The organism is Sphingomonas sp. Leaf17 (assembly GCF_001421505.1).
Lineage (GTDB): Bacteria > Pseudomonadota > Alphaproteobacteria > Sphingomonadales > Sphingomonadaceae > Sphingomonas.
On the sequence record NZ_LMKL01000004.1, the window covers coordinates 13,417 to 34,968 of the forward strand.

The 21,552-nt window shown below is 67.1% G+C and carries 22 protein-coding genes; 13 read left to right on the forward strand and 9 right to left on the reverse strand.

From position 1 onward, the window contains the following. Positions 1–189: 189 nt before the first annotated feature. The gene (locus tag ASE75_RS04345) at positions 190–990 is read right to left on the reverse strand and encodes a FadR/GntR family transcriptional regulator (protein WP_082463812.1); all 801 of its coding nucleotides are present in this window, start codon (positions 988–990) and stop codon (positions 190–192) included. A 293-nt stretch (positions 991–1,283) separates the two neighbouring features. Between ASE75_RS04345 and ASE75_RS04350 the strand changes: the two genes are divergently transcribed. The 3 genes from ASE75_RS04350 to uxuA are packed head-to-tail and all read left to right on the forward strand — an operon-like array spanning position 1,284 to position 3,939. Then, a complete protein-coding gene (locus ASE75_RS04350; protein WP_055929542.1) occupies positions 1,284–1,466 on the forward strand; it encodes a hypothetical protein in 183 nt (60 codons plus the stop codon). Next, a complete protein-coding gene (locus ASE75_RS04355) occupies positions 1,463–2,761 on the forward strand; it encodes an MFS transporter (RefSeq protein WP_055929544.1) in 1,299 nt (432 codons plus the stop codon). Before ASE75_RS04350 ends, ASE75_RS04355 begins: the two co-directional genes overlap by 4 nt. Positions 2,762–2,769: 8 nt before the next feature. Next, on the forward strand, positions 2,770–3,939 hold the full coding sequence (gene uxuA / locus ASE75_RS04360) for a mannonate dehydratase (RefSeq protein ID WP_055930959.1): 1,170 nt from the start codon (positions 2,770–2,772) through the stop codon (positions 3,937–3,939). On the opposite strand, the gene ASE75_RS16100 is transcribed toward uxuA, so the two are convergent. Continuing rightward, positions 3,929–4,984: a cache domain-containing protein gene (locus ASE75_RS16100; RefSeq protein ID WP_327196309.1), complete on the reverse strand. Its 1,056-nt coding sequence runs from the start codon at positions 4,982–4,984 to the stop codon at positions 3,929–3,931. The two genes, uxuA and ASE75_RS16100, sit on opposite strands and share 11 nt — an antisense overlap. A 218-nt stretch (positions 4,985–5,202) precedes the next feature. Here ASE75_RS16100 and ASE75_RS04370 point away from each other — a divergent pair, with 218 nt between their 5' ends. After that, positions 5,203–5,841: a phosphatase PAP2 family protein gene (locus ASE75_RS04370; RefSeq protein ID WP_055929546.1), complete on the forward strand. Its 639-nt coding sequence runs from the start codon at positions 5,203–5,205 to the stop codon at positions 5,839–5,841. Here the strand turns inward: ASE75_RS04370 and ASE75_RS04375 are convergent. Further along, the gene (locus ASE75_RS04375) at positions 5,821–6,654 is read right to left on the reverse strand and encodes an HpcH/HpaI aldolase/citrate lyase family protein (protein ID WP_055929549.1); all 834 of its coding nucleotides are present in this window, start codon (positions 6,652–6,654) and stop codon (positions 5,821–5,823) included. The genes ASE75_RS04370 and ASE75_RS04375 overlap by 21 nt on opposite strands. Then, on the reverse strand, positions 6,651–7,652 hold the full coding sequence (galE, locus tag ASE75_RS04380; protein ID WP_055929552.1) for a UDP-glucose 4-epimerase GalE: 1,002 nt from the start codon (positions 7,650–7,652) through the stop codon (positions 6,651–6,653). Before galE ends, ASE75_RS04375 begins: the two co-directional genes overlap by 4 nt. Before the next feature lie 98 nt (positions 7,653–7,750). Here galE and msrA point away from each other — a divergent pair, with 98 nt between their 5' ends. Further along, positions 7,751–8,293: a peptide-methionine (S)-S-oxide reductase MsrA gene (gene msrA / locus ASE75_RS04385; RefSeq protein WP_055929555.1), complete on the forward strand. Its 543-nt coding sequence runs from the start codon at positions 7,751–7,753 to the stop codon at positions 8,291–8,293. A 4-nt stretch (positions 8,294–8,297) separates the two neighbouring features. Here msrA and ASE75_RS04390 read toward each other — a convergent pair whose 3' ends face one another. Further along, positions 8,298–9,236 carry an L-threonylcarbamoyladenylate synthase gene (locus tag ASE75_RS04390; protein WP_055929558.1) on the reverse strand — a complete coding sequence of 313 codons (939 nt, stop codon included), beginning with the start codon at positions 9,234–9,236 and terminating at the stop codon, positions 8,298–8,300. A 51-nt stretch (positions 9,237–9,287) separates the two neighbouring features. Between ASE75_RS04390 and ASE75_RS04395 the strand changes: the two genes are divergently transcribed. Both ASE75_RS04395 and ASE75_RS04400 read left to right on the forward strand, forming a co-directional pair. Beyond that, positions 9,288–11,003 (forward strand): acyl-CoA dehydrogenase, encoded by a 1,716-nt coding sequence (locus tag ASE75_RS04395; protein ID WP_055929561.1) that lies wholly within the window; start codon positions 9,288–9,290, stop codon positions 11,001–11,003. A 62-nt stretch (positions 11,004–11,065) separates the two neighbouring features. Next, positions 11,066–11,893: an arylamine N-acetyltransferase family protein gene (locus ASE75_RS04400; protein WP_055929563.1), complete on the forward strand. Its 828-nt coding sequence runs from the start codon at positions 11,066–11,068 to the stop codon at positions 11,891–11,893. Between the two features lie 4 nt (positions 11,894–11,897). Here ASE75_RS04400 and ASE75_RS04405 read toward each other — a convergent pair whose 3' ends face one another. Then, on the reverse strand, positions 11,898–12,254 hold the full coding sequence (locus tag ASE75_RS04405) for a GntR family transcriptional regulator (protein ID WP_055929566.1): 357 nt from the start codon (positions 12,252–12,254) through the stop codon (positions 11,898–11,900). A gap of 44 nt (positions 12,255–12,298) precedes the next feature. After that, a complete protein-coding gene (locus tag ASE75_RS04410; RefSeq protein WP_055929568.1) occupies positions 12,299–12,871 on the reverse strand; it encodes a nitroreductase family protein in 573 nt (190 codons plus the stop codon). Positions 12,872–12,986: 115 nt separating this feature from the next. On the opposite strand from ASE75_RS04410, the gene ASE75_RS04415 reads away from it, so the two are divergent. After that, entirely contained in the window at positions 12,987–14,780 is a 1,794-nt protein-coding gene (locus ASE75_RS04415) for a peptide MFS transporter (RefSeq protein ID WP_055929571.1), read from the forward strand. A 61-nt stretch (positions 14,781–14,841) separates the two neighbouring features. Here ASE75_RS04415 and ASE75_RS04420 read toward each other — a convergent pair whose 3' ends face one another. Further along, entirely contained in the window at positions 14,842–15,834 is a 993-nt protein-coding gene (locus ASE75_RS04420; RefSeq protein ID WP_055929574.1) for an aldo/keto reductase, read from the reverse strand. Continuing rightward, complete coding sequence (locus ASE75_RS04425) at positions 15,831–17,099, reverse strand: dicarboxylate/amino acid:cation symporter (protein WP_055929577.1); 1,269 nt, start codon at positions 17,097–17,099, stop codon at positions 15,831–15,833. Before ASE75_RS04425 ends, ASE75_RS04420 begins: the two co-directional genes overlap by 4 nt. A 66-nt stretch (positions 17,100–17,165) precedes the next feature. On the opposite strand from ASE75_RS04425, the gene glmM reads away from it, so the two are divergent. From glmM to ASE75_RS04450, 5 genes are all read left to right on the forward strand, one after another. Next, on the forward strand, positions 17,166–18,509 hold the full coding sequence (gene glmM / locus ASE75_RS04430) for a phosphoglucosamine mutase (RefSeq protein WP_055929580.1): 1,344 nt from the start codon (positions 17,166–17,168) through the stop codon (positions 18,507–18,509). Then, positions 18,509–18,733, forward strand: coding sequence for a DUF1272 domain-containing protein (locus tag ASE75_RS04435; RefSeq protein ID WP_055929583.1), 225 nt, complete (start codon positions 18,509–18,511; stop codon positions 18,731–18,733). The genes glmM and ASE75_RS04435 overlap by 1 nt, the downstream gene beginning before the upstream one ends. Continuing rightward, positions 18,730–19,548, forward strand: a complete 819-nt coding sequence (gene thiD, locus ASE75_RS04440; protein WP_055929586.1) for a bifunctional hydroxymethylpyrimidine kinase/phosphomethylpyrimidine kinase — start codon at positions 18,730–18,732, stop codon at positions 19,546–19,548. Before ASE75_RS04435 ends, thiD begins: the two co-directional genes overlap by 4 nt. Before the next feature lies 1 nt (position 19,549). Beyond that, complete coding sequence (locus tag ASE75_RS04445) at positions 19,550–20,146, forward strand: ribonuclease HII (RefSeq protein ID WP_055929588.1); 597 nt, start codon at positions 19,550–19,552, stop codon at positions 20,144–20,146. Between the two features lie 186 nt (positions 20,147–20,332). Continuing rightward, positions 20,333–21,466, forward strand: coding sequence for a site-specific DNA-methyltransferase (locus ASE75_RS04450; protein WP_443025290.1), 1,134 nt, complete (start codon positions 20,333–20,335; stop codon positions 21,464–21,466). Positions 21,467–21,552: the final 86 nt, after the last annotated feature.

Below are 21,552 nucleotides of genomic sequence, written 5' to 3' on the forward strand. Positions count from 1 at the left end.
TCGCGATTTGGGGACGGGGGCGTCGCGGTGAACGAGTTCCGGGGCAGGGGCGATCGTTAACGCGGCGCGGGCGCACGGTTCCGGGCCGTATCGCATCGTGCCCGACCAGTCGCCCTGTCAGTCGCTCTCTGTGGTTGGTGCGGACGCAGGGTAACGGTGCCGGCGGTCATTGCCGTGTGCGTGAACCCGTCAGGGCGTTGGCCTGGTATCGACCGCATATCGGCGACGGGTTTTGGCGAGTGACCGGCGCGCCTCCTCGACCGCCAGTTCTTCCGTCCTGAACAGCAGATGGTCCATTACCGAGGCAAGATGCGCGCGCATTGCCGCCCGCGCGGCATTCGCATCGCCCGCCCGCAGGGCCCTGACGATCAGCGCATGCTCTTCGACGACCGGACGGATCTTGGCGTCGCGGGCCTTGGCGTGGAGCAGGGCGCATTCCGGCGAGGTCGATCGCAGGTGCCAGAGATCCTCGATGGTCCGCAGGATGCCGGCATTGCGCGTGGCGGCGGCAATGGTCAGGTGGAAGTCGCGGTCGGCTTCCTCGGTCACCTCCGGCCGCAGGTTTTCGGCGGTCATGGCCTTGACCAGCGTGTCGAGTCGGTCGAGCTGATCGTCGGTAATCTGCAGCGCGGCCAGAGCCGCCGCCTCCCCCTCGAACGCCAGTCGCGCCTCGGTCAATTCAAATGCGGTGATGGCAAAGCCGGGCTGTTCGTCCTGCCCCGGCAACCGGGTGACATAGGCGCCCGAGCCGAGCCGTACTTCGATGAAGCCCTGTACCTCCAGCGCGATCAGCGCTTCGCGCACGACGGGGCGGCTCGCGCTGTAATCAATCGCAAGTTCGCGCTCGGAGGGAAGCCGGTCACCAACCTCGAACGCGCCCGCGTTCAATTGGTCAAACAGTTTTCGGGCGATCCGCTGATACAGCCGGTCGTTCGACGCGGGCGACGCCGCGTCGGTCCCGTCGCTATCGGATGGATTGCGGATAGTCATCGACGATTACACCACCATTACCAGTTCAGGTCCATTTCATTGCTCGTGTAGGTTACTGCGCCAGCGATGCATAGACGCGCGTCGATGATACTCCGGTCGGACGGGTGCGCGCATCGTCGCGTCGCGGTGCCGGAGTGCCGACCCTGCTCGATCACGATGGTGGTCGTCTGATCGCATAGTGCCCGGTCAAACCAGCGTGTCTCGACCAAAAGACCGCAACCCGACATAAGGGTTGGTTTTATCTGGTAAGGCCAATTACAGGCTGCTACGATCATGGGATGAGGGGAGGAATCATGATCGTCGACCGTGTCATGCGGCAGATCGGCACGGGAACCTGTTTTACCAGCGTTCCGCCCGCGCTCGCCGACGCGTCTGCCGATGGATGTGTCGGGACGGCGATCGGCCGCGTCGGCGCGCGGTCCGGCGGTGGCAAGGGCGACGATGCGATTCTGGCTGGTGTCGGGATGCGGCGATGAATCCTTCCCGGGGCCGTTTCCGTCGGGTCTGGCGCACCGTTCCGTTGCGCTGGCGGCTGATCGGACTGGTGACGCTGGGGACGATCCTCAATTATCTGGCCCGTTCGACCCTGTCGGTCGCCGCACCGCAGCTGAAGTCCGAATTCGGGATGACGACCGAGGATTATAGCTGGGTCGTGCTCGCGTTTCAGGCCAGCTACACGGTGATGCAGACCGTCGCCGGCAGCGTTCTCGACGCATTGGGCACGCGGCTCGGCTTCTTCCTTTTCGCGGTTGGCTGGGCGTTGGCCAACATGGCGCATGCGCTGGCGACCGGATGGCCAAGTCTGGCGCTGTTTCGCGCCTTGCTGGGGGCCAGTGAAGCCGCCGCGATTCCCGCCGGGGCCAAGAGCGTGTCGGAATGGTTTCCGCCGCGCGAACGCCCGCTTGCGACCAGCGTGTTCCAGATGGGAACCAGCGTCGGCAACATGATCGCTCCGCCGCTGGTCGCGTTCTGCATCCTGGCCGTGAACTGGCAGGCGGCCTTCATCGTGACCGGCGGGTTGAGCCTGGTTTGGGCGGGCCTGTGGTACTGGAGCTATCGCAGTCCGGCCGACCATCCCGAACTGACCGAGGCGGACCGCGCGGGTATGATCGCTGCGCGGGGCGAGGATGTCGCCGCCAAGCCCACGACCCGGCGCGACCTGTTGCGCAGCCGCAGTTTCTGGGGAATCGCGGTGCCGCGCTTCCTGGCCGAGCCGGCCTGGCAGACGTTCAATTTCTTCATCCCGCTCTATCTCGTATCGGTCTGGCAGCTCGATCTGAAAAGCATCGCGTTATGGGCATGGATGCCCTTTCTCGCGGCGGATTTCGGCAGTCTGGCCGCGGGCGTGCTGCCGGGGTGGTTGATGAAGCGTGGCGTGCCCCTGGTGGTGTCGCGCAAGATCACCATGACCGTGGGGGCCGCGTGCATGATCGGGCCGGCCTGTATCGGGCTTGCCGCGTCGCCGGGTGTGGCGATCCTGTTGTTCTGCATCGGTGGATTTGCGCACCAGATGGTCAGCGGCGCGTTGATAACGCTGTGCACCGACCTGTTCGACAGCCGCGCGGTGGGTACCGCGAGCGGCATGGCGGGAACGTCGGCCTGGGTCGGCGGGATGCTGTTCACCCTGCTGATCGGGCAGAGCGCGGATGCCTGGGGGTATGACCCGCTGTTCGCGGCGCTGGCAGCGCTCGATCTGCTGGCGGCGGGTGTGTTGTGGAGCCTTTTGCGCGCGTCATCGCGCGCGGCTCAAGTTGCTCAGGAGGGCCGATAAGCGTGCTGATGACACAAACGATGCGGTGGTTCGGGCCGGGCGATACGGTGCGGCTGCGCGACATCCGTCAGGCCGGTGCGACCGAAGTCGTGACCGCGCTGCACGAGGTTCCCAATGGCGCGGTGTGGCAACGCGACGCCATCGCCGCGCGCAAGGCCGTCGTGCAGGCCGCCGGGCTTGACTGGACGGTGGTCGAAAGCCTGCCGGTCGACGAGGCGCTGAAGACCCGCTCGGGCGACTGGGATCGGCTGATCGACCATTACCGCCAGAGTCTGCGCAATCTGGCGGCATGCGGGATCCGCGTCGTCACCTATAATTTCATGCCGCTGCTGGACTGGACGCGGACCGATCTTGGCTGGGAATTGCCGGACGGCGCGCGCGCGCTGCGCTTCGAACCGATCGCGGTGGCGGCGTACGACCTGTTCATCCTGCGGCGTGCCGGTGCGGCCGGGGATTACGACGCGGCGACACAGGCTGCGGCCGAGACGCGCTACGCGGCGATGGACGATGAGGCGCGTGCCGCACTTGAACGCACGATCATCGCCGGCCTGCCGGGCAGCGAGGAGGGGTTCACGTCCGCTGAATTTCGCCAAGCGATCAGCACATATGACGGCATTGATGCGACCACGTTGCGCGACAATCACGTTGCCTTCCTGCAGGCCGTCTGCCCGCTGGCCGACGAACTCGATATCAAGCTGGTCGTGCACCCGGACGATCCGCCATTCCCGATTTTTGGTTTGCCGCGCGTGGTGAGTACCGAAGCCGACGTGACCGATCTGTTCACGCGCGTCCCCAATGCGTCGAACGGCCTGTGCATGTGCACCGGATCCTTCGGTGTCCGCGCGGACAACGACCTGCCCGGCATGGTCGACCGGCTGGGGTCGAGGATCGGCTTCCTGCACCTGCGGTCGGTGCAGCGAGAGCCGGGCGGCGCGTTTCACGAGGCCGCGCATCTTGAAGGAGACGCGCGTATGACAGCGGTGATGGCGGCCGTTCACCGATTGTCCCGCCGCGAGGCGCGCAGCATTCCGATGCGGCCCGATCACGGCCATCAGATGCTCGACGATCTCCAGCGGACGACCAACCCGGGCTATTCGCTGCTTGGCCGGTTGCGCGGGCTTGCCGAACTGCGCGGGCTTGAGCGCGGCATTGCCTATGCGGCGGGCGTCACGCCGTAAGGCGCAGCCGGGGTGTCAGGGGGCGGCCGGGGTCGCGGCCACCGTCGATACGCTGGCGCAGCGCGGCCGTAATCTGCGCGTCGCTGGCGATATGGTCCTCGATGATGCAGCGGAAGGCGAGGCCCGGCATGCCATGGTCGGTCGGTGTCGCAGCCTGGGCGATCGTCACGCCGTCGCGCGCGTCGAGGTGCGATGATCCACCGGCCATCGCATAGGGATGGGGGGCGTGGAAATCGTAGCTGCCGGTGGTCGCCACGACGCGGCCGGCATGGTCGACGATTGATGTCGTACTCTTCGATCGGTGAAGGCGGTCGATGTCGATGATCGTCCGCGCCTGCCCCTCGAAATCATATTCGAGATAGCAGACGCCGATGATCGTGCCCTCGCACGCGACCGGCGATACATAGACCAGCACCTTGCGATGATCCGACCAGGGGTTGTCCCAGACTTCGTCGGCGAGCCAGCCGCCGGTGCAATGCCCGGCCACCACCGTCTGAAATTGCGGATACCCCCGGAAATCGACGGTCTTGACGGCCGCGTTCTCATGCGCCGACACCACGACCCGACCGTCCGCATCCACCAGGAAGGCGTTCAGGAAATAGGGGGAATAGGTCAGCAGCGTCCGCAACCGATCAAGCGCGCGCGCGTGCACGCGGGATTCGGAAACCTCCGCCATCAGGGCACCGACAACGCTGTGGTCGGAGGCGAGCATCCGAACGTCGATCGAGCGGTCGTACAATGTCCGGGCCAATGTGTCGGCGATCGACTGGGCAAGTTCGCACAACCGTCCGCCCTCGACGTCACGCAGCAGGTCGTCGGCAATGCCAAGGGCCTGATCCAGCCGGCCCAGCACGTCGTCGCGAAAACGGATGGAGGATTGACGGGCCTGGCTGGCAAGATTCTTCACTTCCTGCGCCACAACGGCGAACCCGCGTCCGGCCTCGCCGGAGCGCGCCGCCTCGATCGTGGCGTTCAGCGCCAGCATGTTGGTACGGCTGGCGATCTCGGCCGATTCAGCGACGTGCTTGCGGACTTCCGTATTCAACGCGGTAATGAGCGATCTGATTCGACGTGGCATACGGCGGTCCCGTTCGGCAATTCGTATACCGTGATACCGTGGAGGTCGTTAATGCGCGGTAACCATCAGCGTCGTGGCGGAACTTTCCGGTGCGACAGGGGCTGAGGATCGTTCACCCTCATCGTCTGGATTGCCGAACCATGGCTGCCGATCCCTCCCAGTCCCTGTCGTCGCCCCGGCGACGCATGCCGCCGATTTTGACCGGTGCCGGGCTGATTGCCGGTGCGATCGCGGTTCTGCTGCTGCTGGGCCTGATCGTCGACCATGGGCCGTTCGCGTTCGATGCCGACATTCTGCTGGGGCTGCGCCACTGGGGCGGGCCGACATGGTTGCGGGCGGTGGCGGTCGACGTGACGGCGCTTGGCGGGGGTACGGTGCTGACGATCATCGTCGTGCTGGTCGCCGGGCTGCTGGCGGCCGAGCGGCTGTGGCTGACGGCGGGTGCGACGATTGCGGCCAGCCTGACCGGCGGCTGGGCGGTCGAGCTTATCAAGCTGCAGGTCGGGCGACCGCGACCGGACGTCGTGCCACATCTGGTCGAGGTCAGTCACATGAGCTTCCCGTCGGGTCATGCCGCCAGCAGCGCGGTGGTGTATCTGACGATCGCCGGACTTGCCTCGCAGGTCACGCCCAACAGGATCGCGCAGCGTTATCTGCTGGCCGTCGCGATCCTGCTGGTCGGGGCGATCGGATGCAGCCGGGTGTATCTGGGCGTACACTGGCCAAGCGACGTGCTCGCCGGGTGGAGCTTCGGCACCCTGTGGGCGCTTGGCTGGTGGCTGGTGACCGCGCGGGCGCGGGCGTCAATCGGCGGCGAGCGATAGCACCCGGCGCGCGGCCTTGAGGTGCGGCGCGTCGACCATGCGGCCGTCGAGCGCCAGCGCGCCCGCGCCCGGATTGGCGGCGAACAGGTCGACGATCGCCTGCGCCGCGTCGATCTCCGCCGCGCTGGGTGAAAAGGCAGTGTTGATGACCGGCACCTGTGCCGGGTGGATCGCCATCATGCCGGCAAAGCCGTCGCGACGCCCACGCGCGGCATAGGCGGCCAGACCGTCGAGATCGCGAAAGTCGGGATAGACCGTCTCGATCGCCGGCACCTCGGCGGCATGCGCCCCGAACAGCGTCAGCGACCGCGCCAGTTGATAAGGCGCGGTATAGCTGCCGTCCGCCTCGCGCGATGTCGCCGCGCCAATCGCGGCGGGCAGGTCCTCCGCGCCCCAGGTCAGTCCGCATAGTCGCCGGGTCACGCCGCCATAGGTGCCAAGCGCGAAGATCGCCGCCGGCGTTTCGGTGGCGATCGGCAGGATCGCGATGTCGCCGGACAGCCTTGCGTCGAGCGCGGCCAGCGTTGCGGCCCCTTGCGCCTTGGGCAGCACGATCCCGTCTGGCCGTCCGGGCAGGATTGCGGCAAGATCGTCATCGGCCAGCGGCGTGTCGAGCGGGTTGATCCGCACGAACAGCGGCATCGTGTGGGGCTGGCCCAGAAAGTTCGCCACCGCGGCCCGCGCGGCCGGTTTCGCCGACAGCGCGACCGCATCCTCCAGATCCAGGATCAGGGCGTCGGCCCTGACCGCCAGCGCCTTGGTCATCCGCTCCGGCCGGTCCCCGGGCACGAACAGCAGCGACCGCAGCTTCATGCGCGTCGCTCGGCCAGCTTGCGCTCCCAGTTCACCGCGTCACGGACGATGCCGTCGAGGTCGTCATGCTTGGGACGCCAGGGCAGGGTGGCGAGAATGGCGCTGTTGTCGGCGGTGAGCATCGCCGGATCGCCGGCACGGCGGCCCTGAAGATCGCGCGTGATCGTCACGTTGGTGACCCGCCCGACCGCGTCGAGCACGTCGAGCACGGAAAAGCCTTTGCCATAGCCGCAGTTCAGCGTGTGCGATTCGGTCGGGCGTGCGACCAGCAGGTCCAGCGCATCGACATGCGCTGCGGTCAGGTCGGTGACGTGGATATAGTCGCGCACGCCGGTGCCATCGGGGGTGTCGAAGTCGGTCCCGAACACGCCGACGCGGTCACGCTGGCCGGTCGCGGCCTCGACCGCGACCTTGATGAGATGGGTGGCCCCGGCGGTCGATTGGCCGGTGCGCCCCTGCGGATCGGCCCCGGCGACGTTGAAATAGCGCAGCACGCAATAGTTCATCGGATGGGCGGCGGCGACGTCGCGCAGCATGATTTCGGTCATCAGCTTCGACATGCCATACGGGTTGATCGGCACCGTCGGGTCGGTTTCGGCGACCTTCGTCGTGGCCGGCGTGCCATAGGTCGCGGCGGTGGAGGAGAAGATGAAGTGCGGGACATTCTCCGCCACGGCGCTTTCGATCAGCGACCGGCTGGCAGCGGTGTTGTTGCGATAGTATTTCAGCGGATCGCTGACCGATTCCGGCACCACCACCGATCCGGCGAAATGCAGGATCGCGCGGACCCGGTGATCGCGGATCGTCGCGCGCACGACCGCGTCGTCACTGACATCGGCGCGGACCAGCGTCGCGCGCGGGTCGACCGCCCAGTCGAATCCGGTGACCAGATTATCGACCACGACGACGTCGTAGCCGGAGTCCAGCAGCGCGAGAACCGCGTGACTGCCGATATAGCCGGCACCGCCGGTCACCATTACCTTGCCGTCGATCGTCATGCCCGTCCTCTTCTATCCGATATGCCCGTCGATACAGGCTGCGATTGTGTTGCGCCACGCCCTTCCTATCTTGGACAGCAACACAGGAGTTTAACGCAATGACGGATCATGTAATTCTGGCCGGCGGCTGTTTCTGGTGCACGGAGGCGGTGTTTAAGGACGTCATCGGCGTCGAAACCGTCGAGAGCGGCTATATCGGCGGGCACCTGCCCGATCCGACCTACAAGCAGATTTGTGGCGGCGACACCGGCCATGCCGAGGCGATCCGCATCGGGTACAACCCGGAGCAACTGTCGCTCGACGATCTGCTCGATATCCACTTCGCCACGCATGATGCGACCCAGCTGAACCGGCAGGGGAACGACGTCGGTACGCAGTATCGCTCGGCGATGTTTCCTGCCGACGATGCGCAGGAAACGGCGTTCCGCGCGGCGATCGACCGTGCGCAGGCGTCGAGCGACAAGCCGATCGTGACCACGATCGAACCGATGGCGACATGGTATCCGGCCGAGGGGTATCACCAGGATTACTGGGAAACGTCGGGGCGGCAGAACCCCTATTGCATGGCCGTCATTCCGCCGAAGCTCGCCAAGCTGCGCAAGAGCTTTGCCGAGCGATCGAAGGCGGCGGTTTCGGCCTGAACGTTCAGCGGTGCGCGGCGCGGGCCAGCCGGTCGTTGATCGCCGCGCCGATGCCGTGATGCGGCACCGGCGCGACCGCTATCATACGTCTGTCGGACGCGTCGGCGCGGTGCAACGCACCGAACAGCCGGGCTGCCGCCTCGATCAGATCGCCGTCGTCGGACAGCGTGTCGTCGCCGGCGACTGCTCCAAAGCCGATCAGCCATTCGTTGGCTCCGGCCTGCGTCGCGTCGAGCCGCAGGGGCTTTGTCGGCGCATAGTGGCTGGCAAGCTGGCCCGGCGCGACGATCCCGCCGGCATGGGCGACCGGCACGCGACTCAGCAGGGCGGTGATCGCCTCCGAAGTCACCGGCCCCGGGCGAAGCAACGCCAGTGCCGGCGTCGTGGCGACGATGGTGGATTCGATCCCCGCCTCGGTCGGCCCGTCGTCAAGGATGACCGCGACGGCCGCACCGAGGCTGGCCGCGACGTGCGCGGCGCAGGTCGGGCTGATCCCGCCGCTTGCATTGGCGGACGGGGCAGCCAGCGGCCGGTCGGTCGCGGCGATCAGCGCCTGCATCGCGCGGTGGCGCGGCACCCGGATCGCGATCGTATCCAGCCCGGCCGTCACCAGTCCGGCGATCCCGGCATTGCCTCTCAGCGGCAGCACCAGCGTCAGCGGACCCGGCCAGAAGGCGACTGCGAGCGCGCGCGCATCCGCGTCGAACACCGCCAGCCGTTCCGCCGCCGCCAGATCGGCGACGTGGACGATCAGCGGGTTGAACGACGGCCGCCCCTTGGCCGCGTAGATCCCGGCGACCGCGGCGCCATTGGTGGCGTCGGCGGCCAGGCCGTAGACCGTCTCGGTCGGCACCGCCACGAGTCCCCCGGCGATGATTCGCGCGGCCGCGGTCGCAAGGCCAGCCGTGCCGTAGGGGAATATGCAAGCGTTTGGAGCGTCCATCGCAACGCCCTATAAAGAGTACAAAGCCGACATATAAGAGGATGCTGCCCCATGCCGTTCACCCCGCCCGTCGCCGACCAGCGTTTCGTCCTGACCCATGTCGTCGGGGTCGGGGAACTGGCCGCCACCGACCGGTTCGCCGCCGCCAGTGACGATGTGGTCGACGCGGTGCTGGAGGGTGTGAGTCAGTTCGCGGCCGGCGAATGGGCACCGCTGGCGCGCACCGGCGACACGGTCGGCGCGAAATGGACGCCGGACGGAGTCGTCATGCCCGACGGCTTCGCACAGGCATACCACGATTATGTCGAGGGCGGCTGGGGTACGATCGGCGTGCCGGAGGAACATGGCGGGCAGGGGCTGCCCTTCGCGATCCAGACCGCGGTGCTCGATACGCTGGGGTCGGCAAACATGGGCTTCGCGCTGTGCCCGACCCTGACGGTCGGCGCGATCGAGGCGCTGGCGCATCACGGCAGTGCCGAGCAGCAGGCGCTGTACCTGCCGCATCTGGCGACGGGCGCGTGGACCGGCACGATGAACCTGACCGAACCGCAGGCGGGGTCCGACGTCGGTGCCCTGCGCGCCCGCGCGACGCCGCGCGGCGACGGAACCTGGAATATCAAGGGGACGAAGATCTACATCTCGTTCGGCGACCACGACATGGCCGAAAACATCGTCCACCTTGTGCTCGCGCGGACCCCCGATGCGCCGGAGGGGACGCGCGGTATCTCGCTGTTCCTGGTGCCCAAATATCGGCTGGATGCCGACGGCAAGCCCGGTGATTTCAACGATGTGCGGGTCGTGTCGATCGAACACAAGATGGGGTTGCACGCCTCGCCGACCTGCGTGCTGAGCTTTGGCGATCACGACGATTGCGTCGGCGAGCTGATCGGCGCGGAACATGCGGGCCTGCGCGCGATGTTCACGATGATGAACAATGCACGGCTGAACGTCGGATTGCAGGGCGTACAGGTGGCCGAAGGGGCGACGCAGGCCGCCGTTGCCTATGCGCTGGATCGGGTCCAGTCGGCGCGCGCGGGGTCGCCCAGCCGTGAGCCGGTCCGTATCGTCGAGCATCCCGACGTCCGCCGGATGCTGATGCGGATGAAGGCGCAGACGCAGGCGGCGCGTGCGCTGGTTTATTACGCGGCCGGACAGGTCGACCGCGCGACGCTGGGGGATACGGCGGCGCGCGATCGGCTGGAACTCGTCACGCCGCTGGCCAAGGCGCACGGCACCGACATCGGCAACGAGGTCGCGAGCATCGGCATCCAGGTCCATGGCGGCATGGGCTATGTCGAGGAGACGGGGGCGGCGCAGTTCTTCCGCGATGCCCGGATCACGCCGATCTATGAGGGCACCAACGGCATCCAGGCCGCCGATCTGGTCGGCCGCAAGCTGGCGATGGGAAATGGCGGCGTCTTCGCGGCGCTGATCGCCGACATGCGGGGGGAGGCGACGCATGCCGAACTCACCGCGCTGATCGACGCCTGCGAGGCGGTCGGCCGGCGGCTGGCGACGGCGGATGCCGACGACCGGCTGGCGGCGAGCTATCCGTTCCTGACGATGCTGTCGGTCGCGACCTGCGGCTGGCTGATGGAGCGGATGGGCCGGGCGGCGACCGGTGACGACGCCGGCATGGCGATGAAGCGCGCCGCCGTCCGCTTCTATCTCGACCAGATCGTGCCCGAGGCGATGGGCCTGCGCGCGGCCGCGACCGCCACCGCCGAGGCCCTGTACGCGGTCGAGGCTGAGGTGTTCGCGGCGTGAGATGATACGCCGATCGCGCCGCCGGCTTTCCCGACGGCGCGATCGTCCCTAGATACGCGCCCATGTTCGATCTTTCCGGCTATCTCGCCCGCATCGCCCTACCTGTCACGCCCGCCGCCGACGCGGACGGGCTGTTCGATCTGCAACGCGCGCACCGCTTGGCGATCCCGTTCGAAAATCTTGACATCCTGCTCGGGCGGCCGATCGCGATCGACAGCGCCGGCGTGTTCGCCAAGCTGGTGACCGCAACGCGCGGCGGCTATTGCTTCGAGCATAACCGGCTGTTCCTCGACGCGCTGGCCGCGTGCGGGTTCGAGGCGCGGCCGCTGCTGGCGCGGGTGTGGCTGGGGGCGACCAGCGTGCCGCCGCTGACGCACACGCTGAGCCTCGTCACGATCGACGGTCAGGCGTGGATCGCCGATCCGGGGTTCGGCGGCAGCTACGCCCCGCCGATGCCGCTGGTGGACGGGATCGAGGTCGACGGGCCGGACGGCGCGCGGTTCCGCCTGTCGCAGACGCTGGAGCATGGCTGGATGCTGTCGCGTGACGGGCACCCCGCCACCACCGACGGACGTGGCACGGGCGAGGGGTGGCAGCCGCAATACAGCTTCACGCTCGACTGGGCGTGGGACGTTGATCTCGTGATGAGCAACCACTGGGTGTCGACCGCGCCGACCAGCCGCTTCTGCCAGCATCGCATCGTCAGCATCGTCCTGCCGACCGGGTTCGCGAGCCTCACCGATGGTGAATATCGTCGCCGCGCGGGCGAGGACGAGGCGAGCATGACGATCACCGATCCACGCGTCTATCGGATGCGGCTGAGCCTGATGTTCGGCATCAGCCTGAGCGTCGAGGAGGTCGCGACGCTGACTGCCATTCCGGGCAGATAACCGGTCAGGCGCGCTCACGCTCCAGCAGCGCCGCCGGATCAAGGCCGAGCAGGTCGATATGATCGCGGATGCGCGGCCACTGGGTGTTGACGAACGCGGCGCGTTCGGCCTGGCGCAGCCGGTCGACCGCGCCGGGCAGGACGAACATGCCGACCCCGCGCCGCACCTCGACATAGCCGTCGTCCTGAAAGCTCTGATAGGCCTTGGCAACCGTCAGCGGATTGGCACCGTGTTCGGCGGCCAGCGCCCGGACCGAGGGAAGCTGGTCGCCGGCGCGGAAGTCGCCGCGCAGGATGCCGGCCGCGATCGTCCCGCGCAAACGGATGTAGACCGGGCTATCGTCGCCATTGAGCACTGTCATGCTGCTTTAATACACCAATTGCGCGCGCCGTCGAGCAGCACTTTCTACCAGTGCGTCAGGATGCGGTCCAATGCGGGACGTGGGCGTTCGTCCAGCGGACGGGACGGGGTGCCGATGAAGACGAACCCGACGATCCGCTCGGTTTCGCGCGCAAACGCTGCCCGGACCACCGGATTGTAGGTCGGCCAGCCGGTCAGCCAGCCACCGGCAAACCCGCTGGCATGGGCGGCGTGCAGCAGGTTCATGCAGGCGGCCCCCGCCGACAGCTCCTGCTCCCACACCGGAATGTGACTGGCAGCGTCGGGCGCGGATACGACGACGACCAGCGTCGGGGCCTGATGCGCGAACTGCACCATCGCCTCGACCTCGGCGGGTTTGGCGGTCGGCTTTTCCTGCCGGTAGCCATCGGCCAGCAACGTGGCGAGCGCGTCGCGGCGGTCGGTGTCGACGACGACGAACCGCCACGGGGCCAGCTTGCCGTGATCGGGCGTGCGGGCCGCGATCGTGACGATCTGCTTCAGCTGGGCCGGGGCGGGGCCGGGGGCGACAAGGTCGCGCGGCTTTCCCGACCGGCGGCTGGCGAGATAGGCGAGGGGGGAGGACAGGTCGTTGAACATGACCGGTGATGTAGCGCACGCGCCCGACCATTTACACCACCGCGTTTGCCGCTACTTCTACGCCGCATCACATGCCCGCTTCAGATGGGCCGGTATTGCAGGGAGCGTAATCGACATGGTGGAAACCCCGACCGCGGACAATCCGCGAGAGCCGGACATCAGTCATGTAAATCCGGCGGACGAGGCAACCTGGTTCGGCCATCCGCGCCAGTTGGCCCGGTTGTTCACGACCGAGATGTGGGAGCGGTTCGGCTTCTACGGCATGCGCGCACTGCTGACGTTGTACCTGACGCAGCATTTCATCTTCAACGACCGCACCGCGACCGGCCTGTACGGCGGGTTCACCGCGCTAGTGTACCTGACGCCGCTGATCGGCGGCTATCTGGCCGACCAGTATCTGGGGTCGAAGCGGGCGGTGAAGTTCGGCGCGATCGTCATGGCGATCGGTTATTTCGTCCTGTGCTTCGGCGGCGAAACCGCAAAGCCCTTCGCGGTGGTCGATGGCCAGCGGTACGAGGTGCAGGTCGAAAGCGTCGCCGGCACCGAGACGCGATATGTGGTCGAGCAGGATCGCCGCCTGCAGATCGAGGGTAATGACGATGGTACGGTATCGCTGCTGAACGCGGGCGGCGGCGTCGACCGCACGATCCCGAAGGGCGGGTTCCAGTCCGAGGCGGATCGCAGCCCGTTCTATGTCATGGTCATGCTGATTGCGCTGAGCCTGGTGTCGGTCGGCAACGGGTTCTTCAAACCGAATATCTCGACGATGGTCGGCTCGCTTTATGCGCAGGGCGATCGACGGCGCGATTCCGGCTTCACGATCTTCTACATGGGGATCAACATCGGGTCGCTGTTCTCGCAGCTGTTGTGCCCGTTCCTGGCGGTCGCGGTCGGATGGTGGGCCGGGTTCGGCCTTGCCGCGATCGGCATGCTGTTTTCGTGGACGCTGATCCAGTTCGACGGCGGCAAGCTGGGCGGTATCGGCGAGCCGCCGAAGCGCGAGGGCGGCGACAGGGCGCTGCTGATCTATCTGGGCGCGCTGGTCGCGGTGCCGGTGCTGTACTTCCTGTTCACCAACCTGATGAATGCGTCCGAACCAGTGCCCGGGTCGGGTATCATCGGCTATATCGCCTCGCTGTCGCTGATGGGCAAACTGCTGTTCGGCACCTTCCTGGTCGCGGTGCCCGGCATCCTGATCTGGTCGTTCGTGGCGGGTGACCGGCGCGAATTCCAGATGATGATGGCGGCGATGATCCTGATCGTCTTCAACGTCGTGTTCTGGACCCTGTTCGAGCAGGCGGGGTCGAGCCTGACGCTGTTCGCCGATCGCAACACCGACCTTTCGATCTTTGGCCTGTTCAGCATTTCCGCCGGGCAGACGCAGTTCTTCAACGCCTTCTTCATCGTCGCTCTGGCCCCGGTGATGTCGATCGTCTGGACCAAGCTGGCCGCGCGCGGAATCGAACCGTCGATCCCGGTGAAGTTCGGTATCGCCCTGATCGGCGTCGGCCTGGGCTTCCTGTTCCTCGTCTGGGGCGCGAGCATGGTCGGGCCGACCTTCAAGGTCGCGATCTGGTGGCTGGCCGGCCTGTACCTGATCCATTCGTTCGCCGAGCTGTGCATCTCGCCCGTGGGCCTCAGCATGATTACCAAGCTGTCGATCGCGCGGATCGTCGGCCTGATGATGGGCGTGTGGTTCCTGTCGATCTCGGTCGCGCAATATGTCGCGGGTGTGGTGGCGCAGGTCGCCAGCGTCGAGACGGTCGGCGGACAGGTCACCAACCTGAAGGTCAGCCTGGAAACCTATGCCGGCGTGTTCTGGACCATCGGTCTGGTCTCGGCCGGGGTCGGTGTGTTCCTTCTGCTGCTCTCGCCGCTGATCCGCAAGTGGATGCACGGCGTACAGTGAGACGAAAGCTCCTCCGTTATCCCGGCACTCGCCGGGATGACGGGCGGATGGAACAGGCCGGTTACAGCCGGGTCATCGCCAGGGCCTTTTCGCCGTAGCGCGGCCCGGCCGTTACGCCACGCGGCGCGGCGGCATCCAGCGCGGCCAGATCGCCGGCGGTGAGCGTCACGTCTGCCGCCTTCATGCTGTCCTCCAGCGTGAGGCGGCGTTTCGATCCCGGAATCGGCACGATGTCGGTCCCTTGCGCCAGCAGCCACGCAATCGCGACCTGCGCCGGGCTGGCGCCGTGGCCGTCCGCGATGGCGCGCACGACGTCGACAAGTTTCAGGTTCTGCGCGAAATTGTCCGCCGAGTAGCGCGGGTCGTTCAGTCGGTAATCGCCCTCCGGCAAATCCTCGCGTCGGGTGATCTGCCCGGTCAGGAAGCCGCGGCCCAGCGGGCTGTACGGCACGAAACCGATGCCGAGCTCGCGTGCCACGGGGAGGATCTCTGCCTCGACATCGCGTTCCCACAACGAATATTCGGATTGCAGCGCGGCGATCGGGTGGACGGCGGCGGCGCGGCGCAGCGTGTCGACGCCGGCCTCTGACAGCCCCAGATACCGCACCTTGCCCTCGGCAACCAGATCGGCCATCGCGCCGACCGTCTCCTCGATCGGCACGGCCGGGTCGACGCGGTGCTGGTAGAACAGGTCGATCGTTTCGATGCCGAGGCGCTTCAACGATCCTTCGCATGCTGCACGGACGTTGGCCGGGCTGCTGTCGGTCGCGGTCACGCCGCCCCCGCCAATCTTGAACCCGAATTTGGTAGCGATGACCAGCCCGTCGCGGCGGCCCTTGATGGCACGGCCGACCAGCTCTTCGTTGAGGTGCGGGCCATAGACCTCGGCGGTGTCGAACAGCGTGACGCCAAGGTCGATCGCGCGGTGGATCGTGGCGATGCTCTCGCTCTCGGTCGCGACGCCGTACATGTCCTTGCCGACGCCGGCCATCGGCATGCAGCCAAGGCCAAGCGCGGAGACAGTCAGGTCGGGGCCGAGCGTGCGATATTTCATGGAACAGCCTTTGCGATGGGCGGAGGTGGGGCGTCGGGCACGGCCGGCCCCCGGCGGGACAGCATGGCCGTGGTGGCAAGATCCATCATAACGTTGCCAAGCGTCCGGACGATATCGGGAATCGTCTCGACCGCGACCAGCAGCCCCAGCGGCGCGACGGGTGCCCCGATCGACGAGGCGATCGGCGCGATTGCGCTGACATAGCTGATCGTACCCGGCAGGCTGACCGAGCCGAGCGAGGTGAGGGCGGCGACCACGACGCCGATCGCGAGCGTGGCCGGGCTGAGCGATACGCCGAACCATTCGGCGATATAAATCGCGACCGCCAGGTTCATCGCCGGGCCGGTCGCGCGGAAGATCGCGACCGCCAGCGGCAGGGTGACGCCCGATGTCGCGACCGGCACGCCCAGTCGGCTTGCCCCCTCGATCATCGCGGGCAGGGTGGCGATCGACGACTGGGTGCTGATCGCGACGGCCTGGCTTGGCAACACCGCGCGGGCATAGTCCCGCAATCGCACCCGCCCGCCGAATACCGCGATCGGATAGGCGACCAGCGACACGACCACGCCGACCGCGCTGACGCACAGGATATAATGGACCAGCGCGCCGAACGCGCCGGTTCCGGCACGCGCGCCGACGACGATGGCCAGTGCGAAGACGCCGACCGGGGCGACCCACAGGATCCATCCGATCACCACCAGCATCGTATCGCGGACCGCAGTGAAGAACCGGGTGAGCAGCGCACGCCCCTCTCGCTCGATCCGCATCAATGCGAAGGCGAAGATCAGCGTGAACAGGATCAGCGAGAGGAACGCGTTGTCGCCCGCCGCCTTGACGATATTCGTCGGAACGATCGCGGCCAGGAACGCGCCGAGTGGCGGCGATGGCGCGATCGCGGTGATTCCGCTCAGGGCCGCGCGCAGGCTGGCCGCCGATTCGGTCGGAATGGGGGCGATCCGCAGGGTCAGCGGGGTCAGGATCGCGGCGATCAGCGCGGATGCGCAAAGCGCCGAGAGATACAGGACGATCGCCCGTCCCGCGAGGCGTCCGGCCTGCGCGGCTTCCGCGGTGGCGGCAACGCCGGTGATGAGCAGTGCCACGACCAGCGGGACGATCGTCATCTGCAATGCGTTCAGCCATGCGGTGCCGATCGGCTGGGCGACCGCGATGGTCGGATCAACGGCCTGGGGAACGAGTGCCGCCAGCGCGATGCCCGCCAGCAGGCCGGCCACCAGCGATATAAGTATTCGGGAGGCCTGCGACATACTCGCCCTTCATGGTCTGTAACGCTATTGGGATTATCGACGTACCGGCAAGCGGATGGAATTGGCATGGCTAGAAAATATTTCGGTACCGATGGCATTCGCGGCTTGACCAACGTGTCGCCGATGACGGCGGCGATGGCGATGAAGGTCGGCATGGCTGCCGGTGCCTATTTCCAGCGTGGCAACCACCGCCACCGGGTCGTGATCGGCAAGGATACGCGGCTGTCGGGCTACATGCTCGAATCGGCGCTGGTCGCCGGCTTTACCAGTGTCGGCATGGACGTCGTGCTGGTCGGGCCGATGCCGACACCGGCGGTGGCGATGCTGACCCATTCGATGCGCGCCGACCTGGGCGTCATGATCTCGGCCAGCCACAATCCGTTTCATGACAACGGCATCAAGCTGTTCGGACCGGACGGGTTCAAGCTGTCCGACGATGCCGAACACGCGATCGAGGCGCTGATCGACCGTGACGACGTGCCGCTGGTGCCCGCGCGCGACATCGGCCGCGCCCGCCGGGTCGAGGACGCGCAGGGCCGCTATATCCACTTCGCCAAGTCGACCTTCCCTGAAAACCTGCGGCTCGACGGGATGCGGATCGTCGTCGACTGCGCGAACGGGGCCGCCTACCGCGTCGCGCCGTCCGCGCTGTGGGAACTGGGGGCGGAGGTCGTGGCGATCGGCGTGTCGCCCAACGGCACCAACATCAACGATCAGGTCGGATCGACCGCACCGCAGACTTTGTCGGAGACGGTGGTGTCCAGCGGGGCCGCGATCGGCATCGCGCTGGACGGCGACGCCGACCGGCTGATCGTCGTCGATGAAAAGGGCCGGGTGGTCGATGGTGACCAGCTGATGGCCACGATCGCGACCAGCTGGGCACGCGCCGGCCGGCTGGCGGGCGGTGGACTGGTCGCCACCGTCATGTCCAATCTGGGGCTGGAGCGGCATCTGTCGGCGCAGGGGCTGGGGCTGGTCCGTACCGGCGTCGGCGACCGGCATGTGCTGGAGGCGATGCGGACACGGGGGTACAATATCGGCGGCGAGCAGTCGGGGCACATCATCCTGTCCGACTATGCGACGACCGGTGACGGGCTGGTCGCCGGCCTGCAGATCCTGGCCGAGGTCAAGCGTGCGGGCGCACCGGCCAGCGAGGTGCTGCACCGGTTCGATCCGTTGCCGCAGTTGCTGAAGAATGTCCGCTTCGCCGGCGGCAAGCCGCTGGAGGCGCAAGGCGTGAAGGACGTGATCACCGCCGCCGAGGAGGAACTGGCGGGCCGGGGTCGGCTGGTCATCCGCCCGTCGGGCACCGAACCCGTCATCCGGGTGATGGCGGAAGGCGACGATCCCGCTCAGGTCGAGGCAGTGGTCGATCGCATCTGCGACGCGGTGCGGACGGCGGCCGCCTGATGCTGGCGATGAAGCCCGATTGCGAGCGCTGCGGCGCGGACCTGCCGGCACAGGCCGGTGGCGCGTTCATCTGTTCGTTCGAGTGTACGTTCTGCGCGGATTGTGCGGATGCGCTGGACGAACGCTGCCCCAATTGCGGCGGCGAACTGCTCGACCGGCCGACGCGGGTCGGAGCGGCGCTGAAGCGGAACCCGGCCTCCACCGATCGCACGTTCCAGTCGTGATCGCGCGCGTCCTCGTCATCGCCGGGTCAGATTCCGGCGGTGGTGCCGGCATTCAGACGGACATCAAGACCGTCACGATGCTGGGCGGCCATGCGATGACGGCGATCACCGCGATCACCGCGCAGAACACGCTGGGGGTGCAGGCGGTCCACGCTGTGCCGACCGATATGGTGCTCGCGCAGATCGACTCCGTCGTGTCCGACATCGGTGTCGATGCGGTAAAGATCGGGATGATCGGATCGGCCGCGACATCCAACGCGGTGGCGGACCGGCTGGCGACGCTGGGCGTGCCGATCGTGTTCGATCCGGTGATGGTCGCGACCAGCGGGTCGGTGCTGGCCGACGCGGCAACGATCGGCGCGTTCGCGCGGCTGATGCGCGTGGCGACGGTTACCACGCCCAATCTTCCCGAACTGGCTGCGCTCGGCGGAGAGGCGGCGTTGCTGGCCGACGGTGTCACGTTGCTGGTCAAGGGCGGGCATGACGCGGGCGACGATGTGATCGACCGGCTGGCCTATCCAGGCGGTGGTGAGGCGCGCTGGTCCGGCCCACGCATCGCCACGCGGCACAGCCACGGCACCGGCTGTACACTGGCCAGCGCGGTCGCGACGGGGCTGGCGCAGGGACTGGCGCTGGACGTCGCGGTCGATCGCGCCATCTGTTTCGTCCGCGCCGCGCTGGCGCACGCACCCGGCGTCGGCGGTGGTCACGGGCCGATGGGACCGGCGATGGGGGCGGTGCCCTTCTATCACCTGCTGGCCGCCACCAGCACCGACGGCTGGGACGCCGCCGCTTTCGCCGCGCGCTGGGCCTGACATGCCCGATCTCGCGCACGAGGCGCTGCATGCCGGCCCGGTCGCCGGCGTGGACGAGGCGGGACGCGGGCCGCTGGCGGGGCCGGTGGTCGCGGCGGCGGTGATCCTGCCGGCATCGGGGTTTCCGGACGGGCTGAACGATTCCAAGCAGGTAAAACCGGCGGATCGCGAACGATTGTTCGGCCTGTTGATGCAATGCGCGGTGGTGGGGGTGGGCATCGTCGAGCCGGAGGAGATCGACCGGCTGAATATTCTTCAGGCGACGATGAAGGCGATGACGCTGGCGGTCGACGCGCTTGGTACTGCGCCGGGCCATGTGCTGGTCGACGGCAACCGCCTGCCGCGCTGGCACTGGCCGGCGACGGCGATCGTCAAGGGCGACGCGAAGTCGCTGTCGATCGCCGCCGCCTCGATCGTCGCGAAACATACCCGCGACCAGCTGATGCTGGCGGCGGCGCTGGACTATCCGCATTACGACTGGGCGTCGAACAAGGGCTATGGCAGCCCGCGCCATCTGGCCGCGTTGCGCGACCATGGCCCGACCCCGCTGCATCGCCGCAGCTTCGCGCCAGTGGCGCGGGCATATTTATCGTCCTGAGTCTTTTCGGCCACACCCCCCATGGCTTGAGTCGGTGGACCGCCCCGGACTCAAGATATGGGATATGCGACTCGGGACAGGAATCTCGAATCCAGCGTCGTTCGCCAGAGTCAAGATCGTCTGCTTGACGATACGGTTAAGAATCGCTGAACTGGCCGTCGAACGAGGAAAGACGGCGAGATGGTGATGGTCGACACGATGACGCGCAAGCGGGCGAAGCCGGTGGCCCCCGTGGTCGACCGCGCGACCCTGCCGCTAGACCGGATCCTGCAGGGTGACTGCATCGCGCAGATGAAATCGCTGCCGGCCGGCTCGGTCGACATGATCTTCGCCGACCCGCCCTACAATTTGCAACTGGCCGGCGAGCTGTTCCGCCCCGACGGCACGCATGTCGATGCGGTGACCGATGACTGGGACAAGTTCGACACCTTCGCCGCCTATGACCGGTTCACCCGCGCCTGGCTGAAGGAGGCGCGGCGTATCCTGAAGGATGACGGGTCGATCTGGGTCATCGGCAGCTATCACAACATCTTCCGCGTCGGCGCGGCGGTGCAGGATCTGGGCTACTGGATTCTGAACGATATCGTGTGGCGTAAAGCCAACCCGATGCCCAATTTTCGCGGCACCCGCTTCACCAACGCGCACGAGACGCTGATCTGGGCGTCGAAGGCGGAGGGCGCGAAATACACGTTCAACTATCGCAGCATGAAGACGCTGAACGACGAATTGCAGATGCGCAGCGACTGGGAGTTCCCGATCTGCGGCGGGGCGGAGCGGTTGAAGAAGGATGGGACCAAGGTCCACCCGACGCAGAAGCCCGAGGCACTGTTGTACCGCGTGCTGCTGGCCTGCACCAAGCCCGGCGACGTGGTCCTCGATCCGTTCTTCGGCACCGGCACGACGGGCGCGGTCGCCAAGCGGCTGGGACGGCACTGGATCGGCATCGAGCGCGAGGATGATTATATCGCCGCCGCCAAGGAGCGGATCGCCGCCGCCCTGCCGCTGGACGAATCCGCGCTGGCGACGATGATGTCGCCGCGCCAGCAGCCCAAGGTGGCCTTCGGCGTGCTGGTCGAAAACGGCTATCTGACGCCCGGCGCGGTGCTGTGCGACGGCAAACGCCGGTTCCGCGCGGTTGTCCGCGCCGACGGGTCGCTGCTCAGCGATTGCGGGGCGACCGGGTCGATCCATAAGCTGGGATCCACCGTGCAGGGCGCGCCGGCCTGCAACGGCTGGACCTTCTGGCATTATGAGGCGGCGGACGGACTGAAGCCGGTCGACGCCCTGCGGCAGACGTACCTGCTGGCGACGCAGCCTTGATAGGCGGTTGTTCCCCGGCGCGGGCCGGGGCCTGGTTGGGCACGCGATGATTGTCGAAACGCCGTCCATGGTTACATCGGTGTTCC

What these genes read in the sequence shown, in the direction of transcription:
- ASE75_RS04435 (WP_055929583.1), top strand. Translation starts at nt 18,509, where the DNA reads ATGCTGGCGATGAAGCCCGATTGCGAGCGCTGCGGCGCGGACCTGCCG.
- ASE75_RS04420 (WP_055929574.1), bottom strand. Translation starts at nt 15,834, where the DNA reads ATGAAATATCGCACGCTCGGCCCCGACCTGACTGTCTCCGCGCTTGGC.
- ASE75_RS04410 (WP_055929568.1), bottom strand. Translation starts at nt 12,871, where the DNA reads ATGTTCAACGACCTGTCCTCCCCCCTCGCCTATCTCGCCAGCCGCCGG.
- ASE75_RS04405 (WP_055929566.1), bottom strand. Translation starts at nt 12,254, where the DNA reads ATGACAGTGCTCAATGGCGACGATAGCCCGGTCTACATCCGTTTGCGC.
- galE (WP_055929552.1), bottom strand. Translation starts at nt 7,652, where the DNA reads ATGACGATCGACGGCAAGGTAATGGTGACCGGCGGTGCCGGCTATATC.
- msrA (WP_055929555.1), top strand. Translation starts at nt 7,751, where the DNA reads ATGACGGATCATGTAATTCTGGCCGGCGGCTGTTTCTGGTGCACGGAG.
- ASE75_RS04450 (WP_443025290.1), top strand. Translation starts at nt 20,333, where the DNA reads ATGGTCGACACGATGACGCGCAAGCGGGCGAAGCCGGTGGCCCCCGTG.
- ASE75_RS04395 (WP_055929561.1), top strand. Translation starts at nt 9,288, where the DNA reads ATGCCGTTCACCCCGCCCGTCGCCGACCAGCGTTTCGTCCTGACCCAT.
- uxuA (WP_055930959.1), top strand. Translation starts at nt 2,770, where the DNA reads ATGACACAAACGATGCGGTGGTTCGGGCCGGGCGATACGGTGCGGCTG.
- glmM (WP_055929580.1), top strand. Translation starts at nt 17,166, where the DNA reads ATGGCTAGAAAATATTTCGGTACCGATGGCATTCGCGGCTTGACCAAC.
- ASE75_RS04370 (WP_055929546.1), top strand. Translation starts at nt 5,203, where the DNA reads ATGCCGCCGATTTTGACCGGTGCCGGGCTGATTGCCGGTGCGATCGCG.
- ASE75_RS04400 (WP_055929563.1), top strand. Translation starts at nt 11,066, where the DNA reads ATGTTCGATCTTTCCGGCTATCTCGCCCGCATCGCCCTACCTGTCACG.
- ASE75_RS04415 (WP_055929571.1), top strand. Translation starts at nt 12,987, where the DNA reads ATGGTGGAAACCCCGACCGCGGACAATCCGCGAGAGCCGGACATCAGT.
- ASE75_RS04425 (WP_055929577.1), bottom strand. Translation starts at nt 17,099, where the DNA reads ATGTCGCAGGCCTCCCGAATACTTATATCGCTGGTGGCCGGCCTGCTG.
- ASE75_RS04355 (WP_055929544.1), top strand. Translation starts at nt 1,463, where the DNA reads ATGAATCCTTCCCGGGGCCGTTTCCGTCGGGTCTGGCGCACCGTTCCG.
- ASE75_RS04445 (WP_055929588.1), top strand. Translation starts at nt 19,550, where the DNA reads ATGCCCGATCTCGCGCACGAGGCGCTGCATGCCGGCCCGGTCGCCGGC.
- ASE75_RS04375 (WP_055929549.1), bottom strand. Translation starts at nt 6,654, where the DNA reads ATGAAGCTGCGGTCGCTGCTGTTCGTGCCCGGGGACCGGCCGGAGCGG.
- ASE75_RS04350 (WP_055929542.1), top strand. Translation starts at nt 1,284, where the DNA reads ATGATCGTCGACCGTGTCATGCGGCAGATCGGCACGGGAACCTGTTTT.
- ASE75_RS04345 (WP_082463812.1), bottom strand. Translation starts at nt 990, where the DNA reads ATGACTATCCGCAATCCATCCGATAGCGACGGGACCGACGCGGCGTCG.
- ASE75_RS04390 (WP_055929558.1), bottom strand. Translation starts at nt 9,236, where the DNA reads ATGGACGCTCCAAACGCTTGCATATTCCCCTACGGCACGGCTGGCCTT.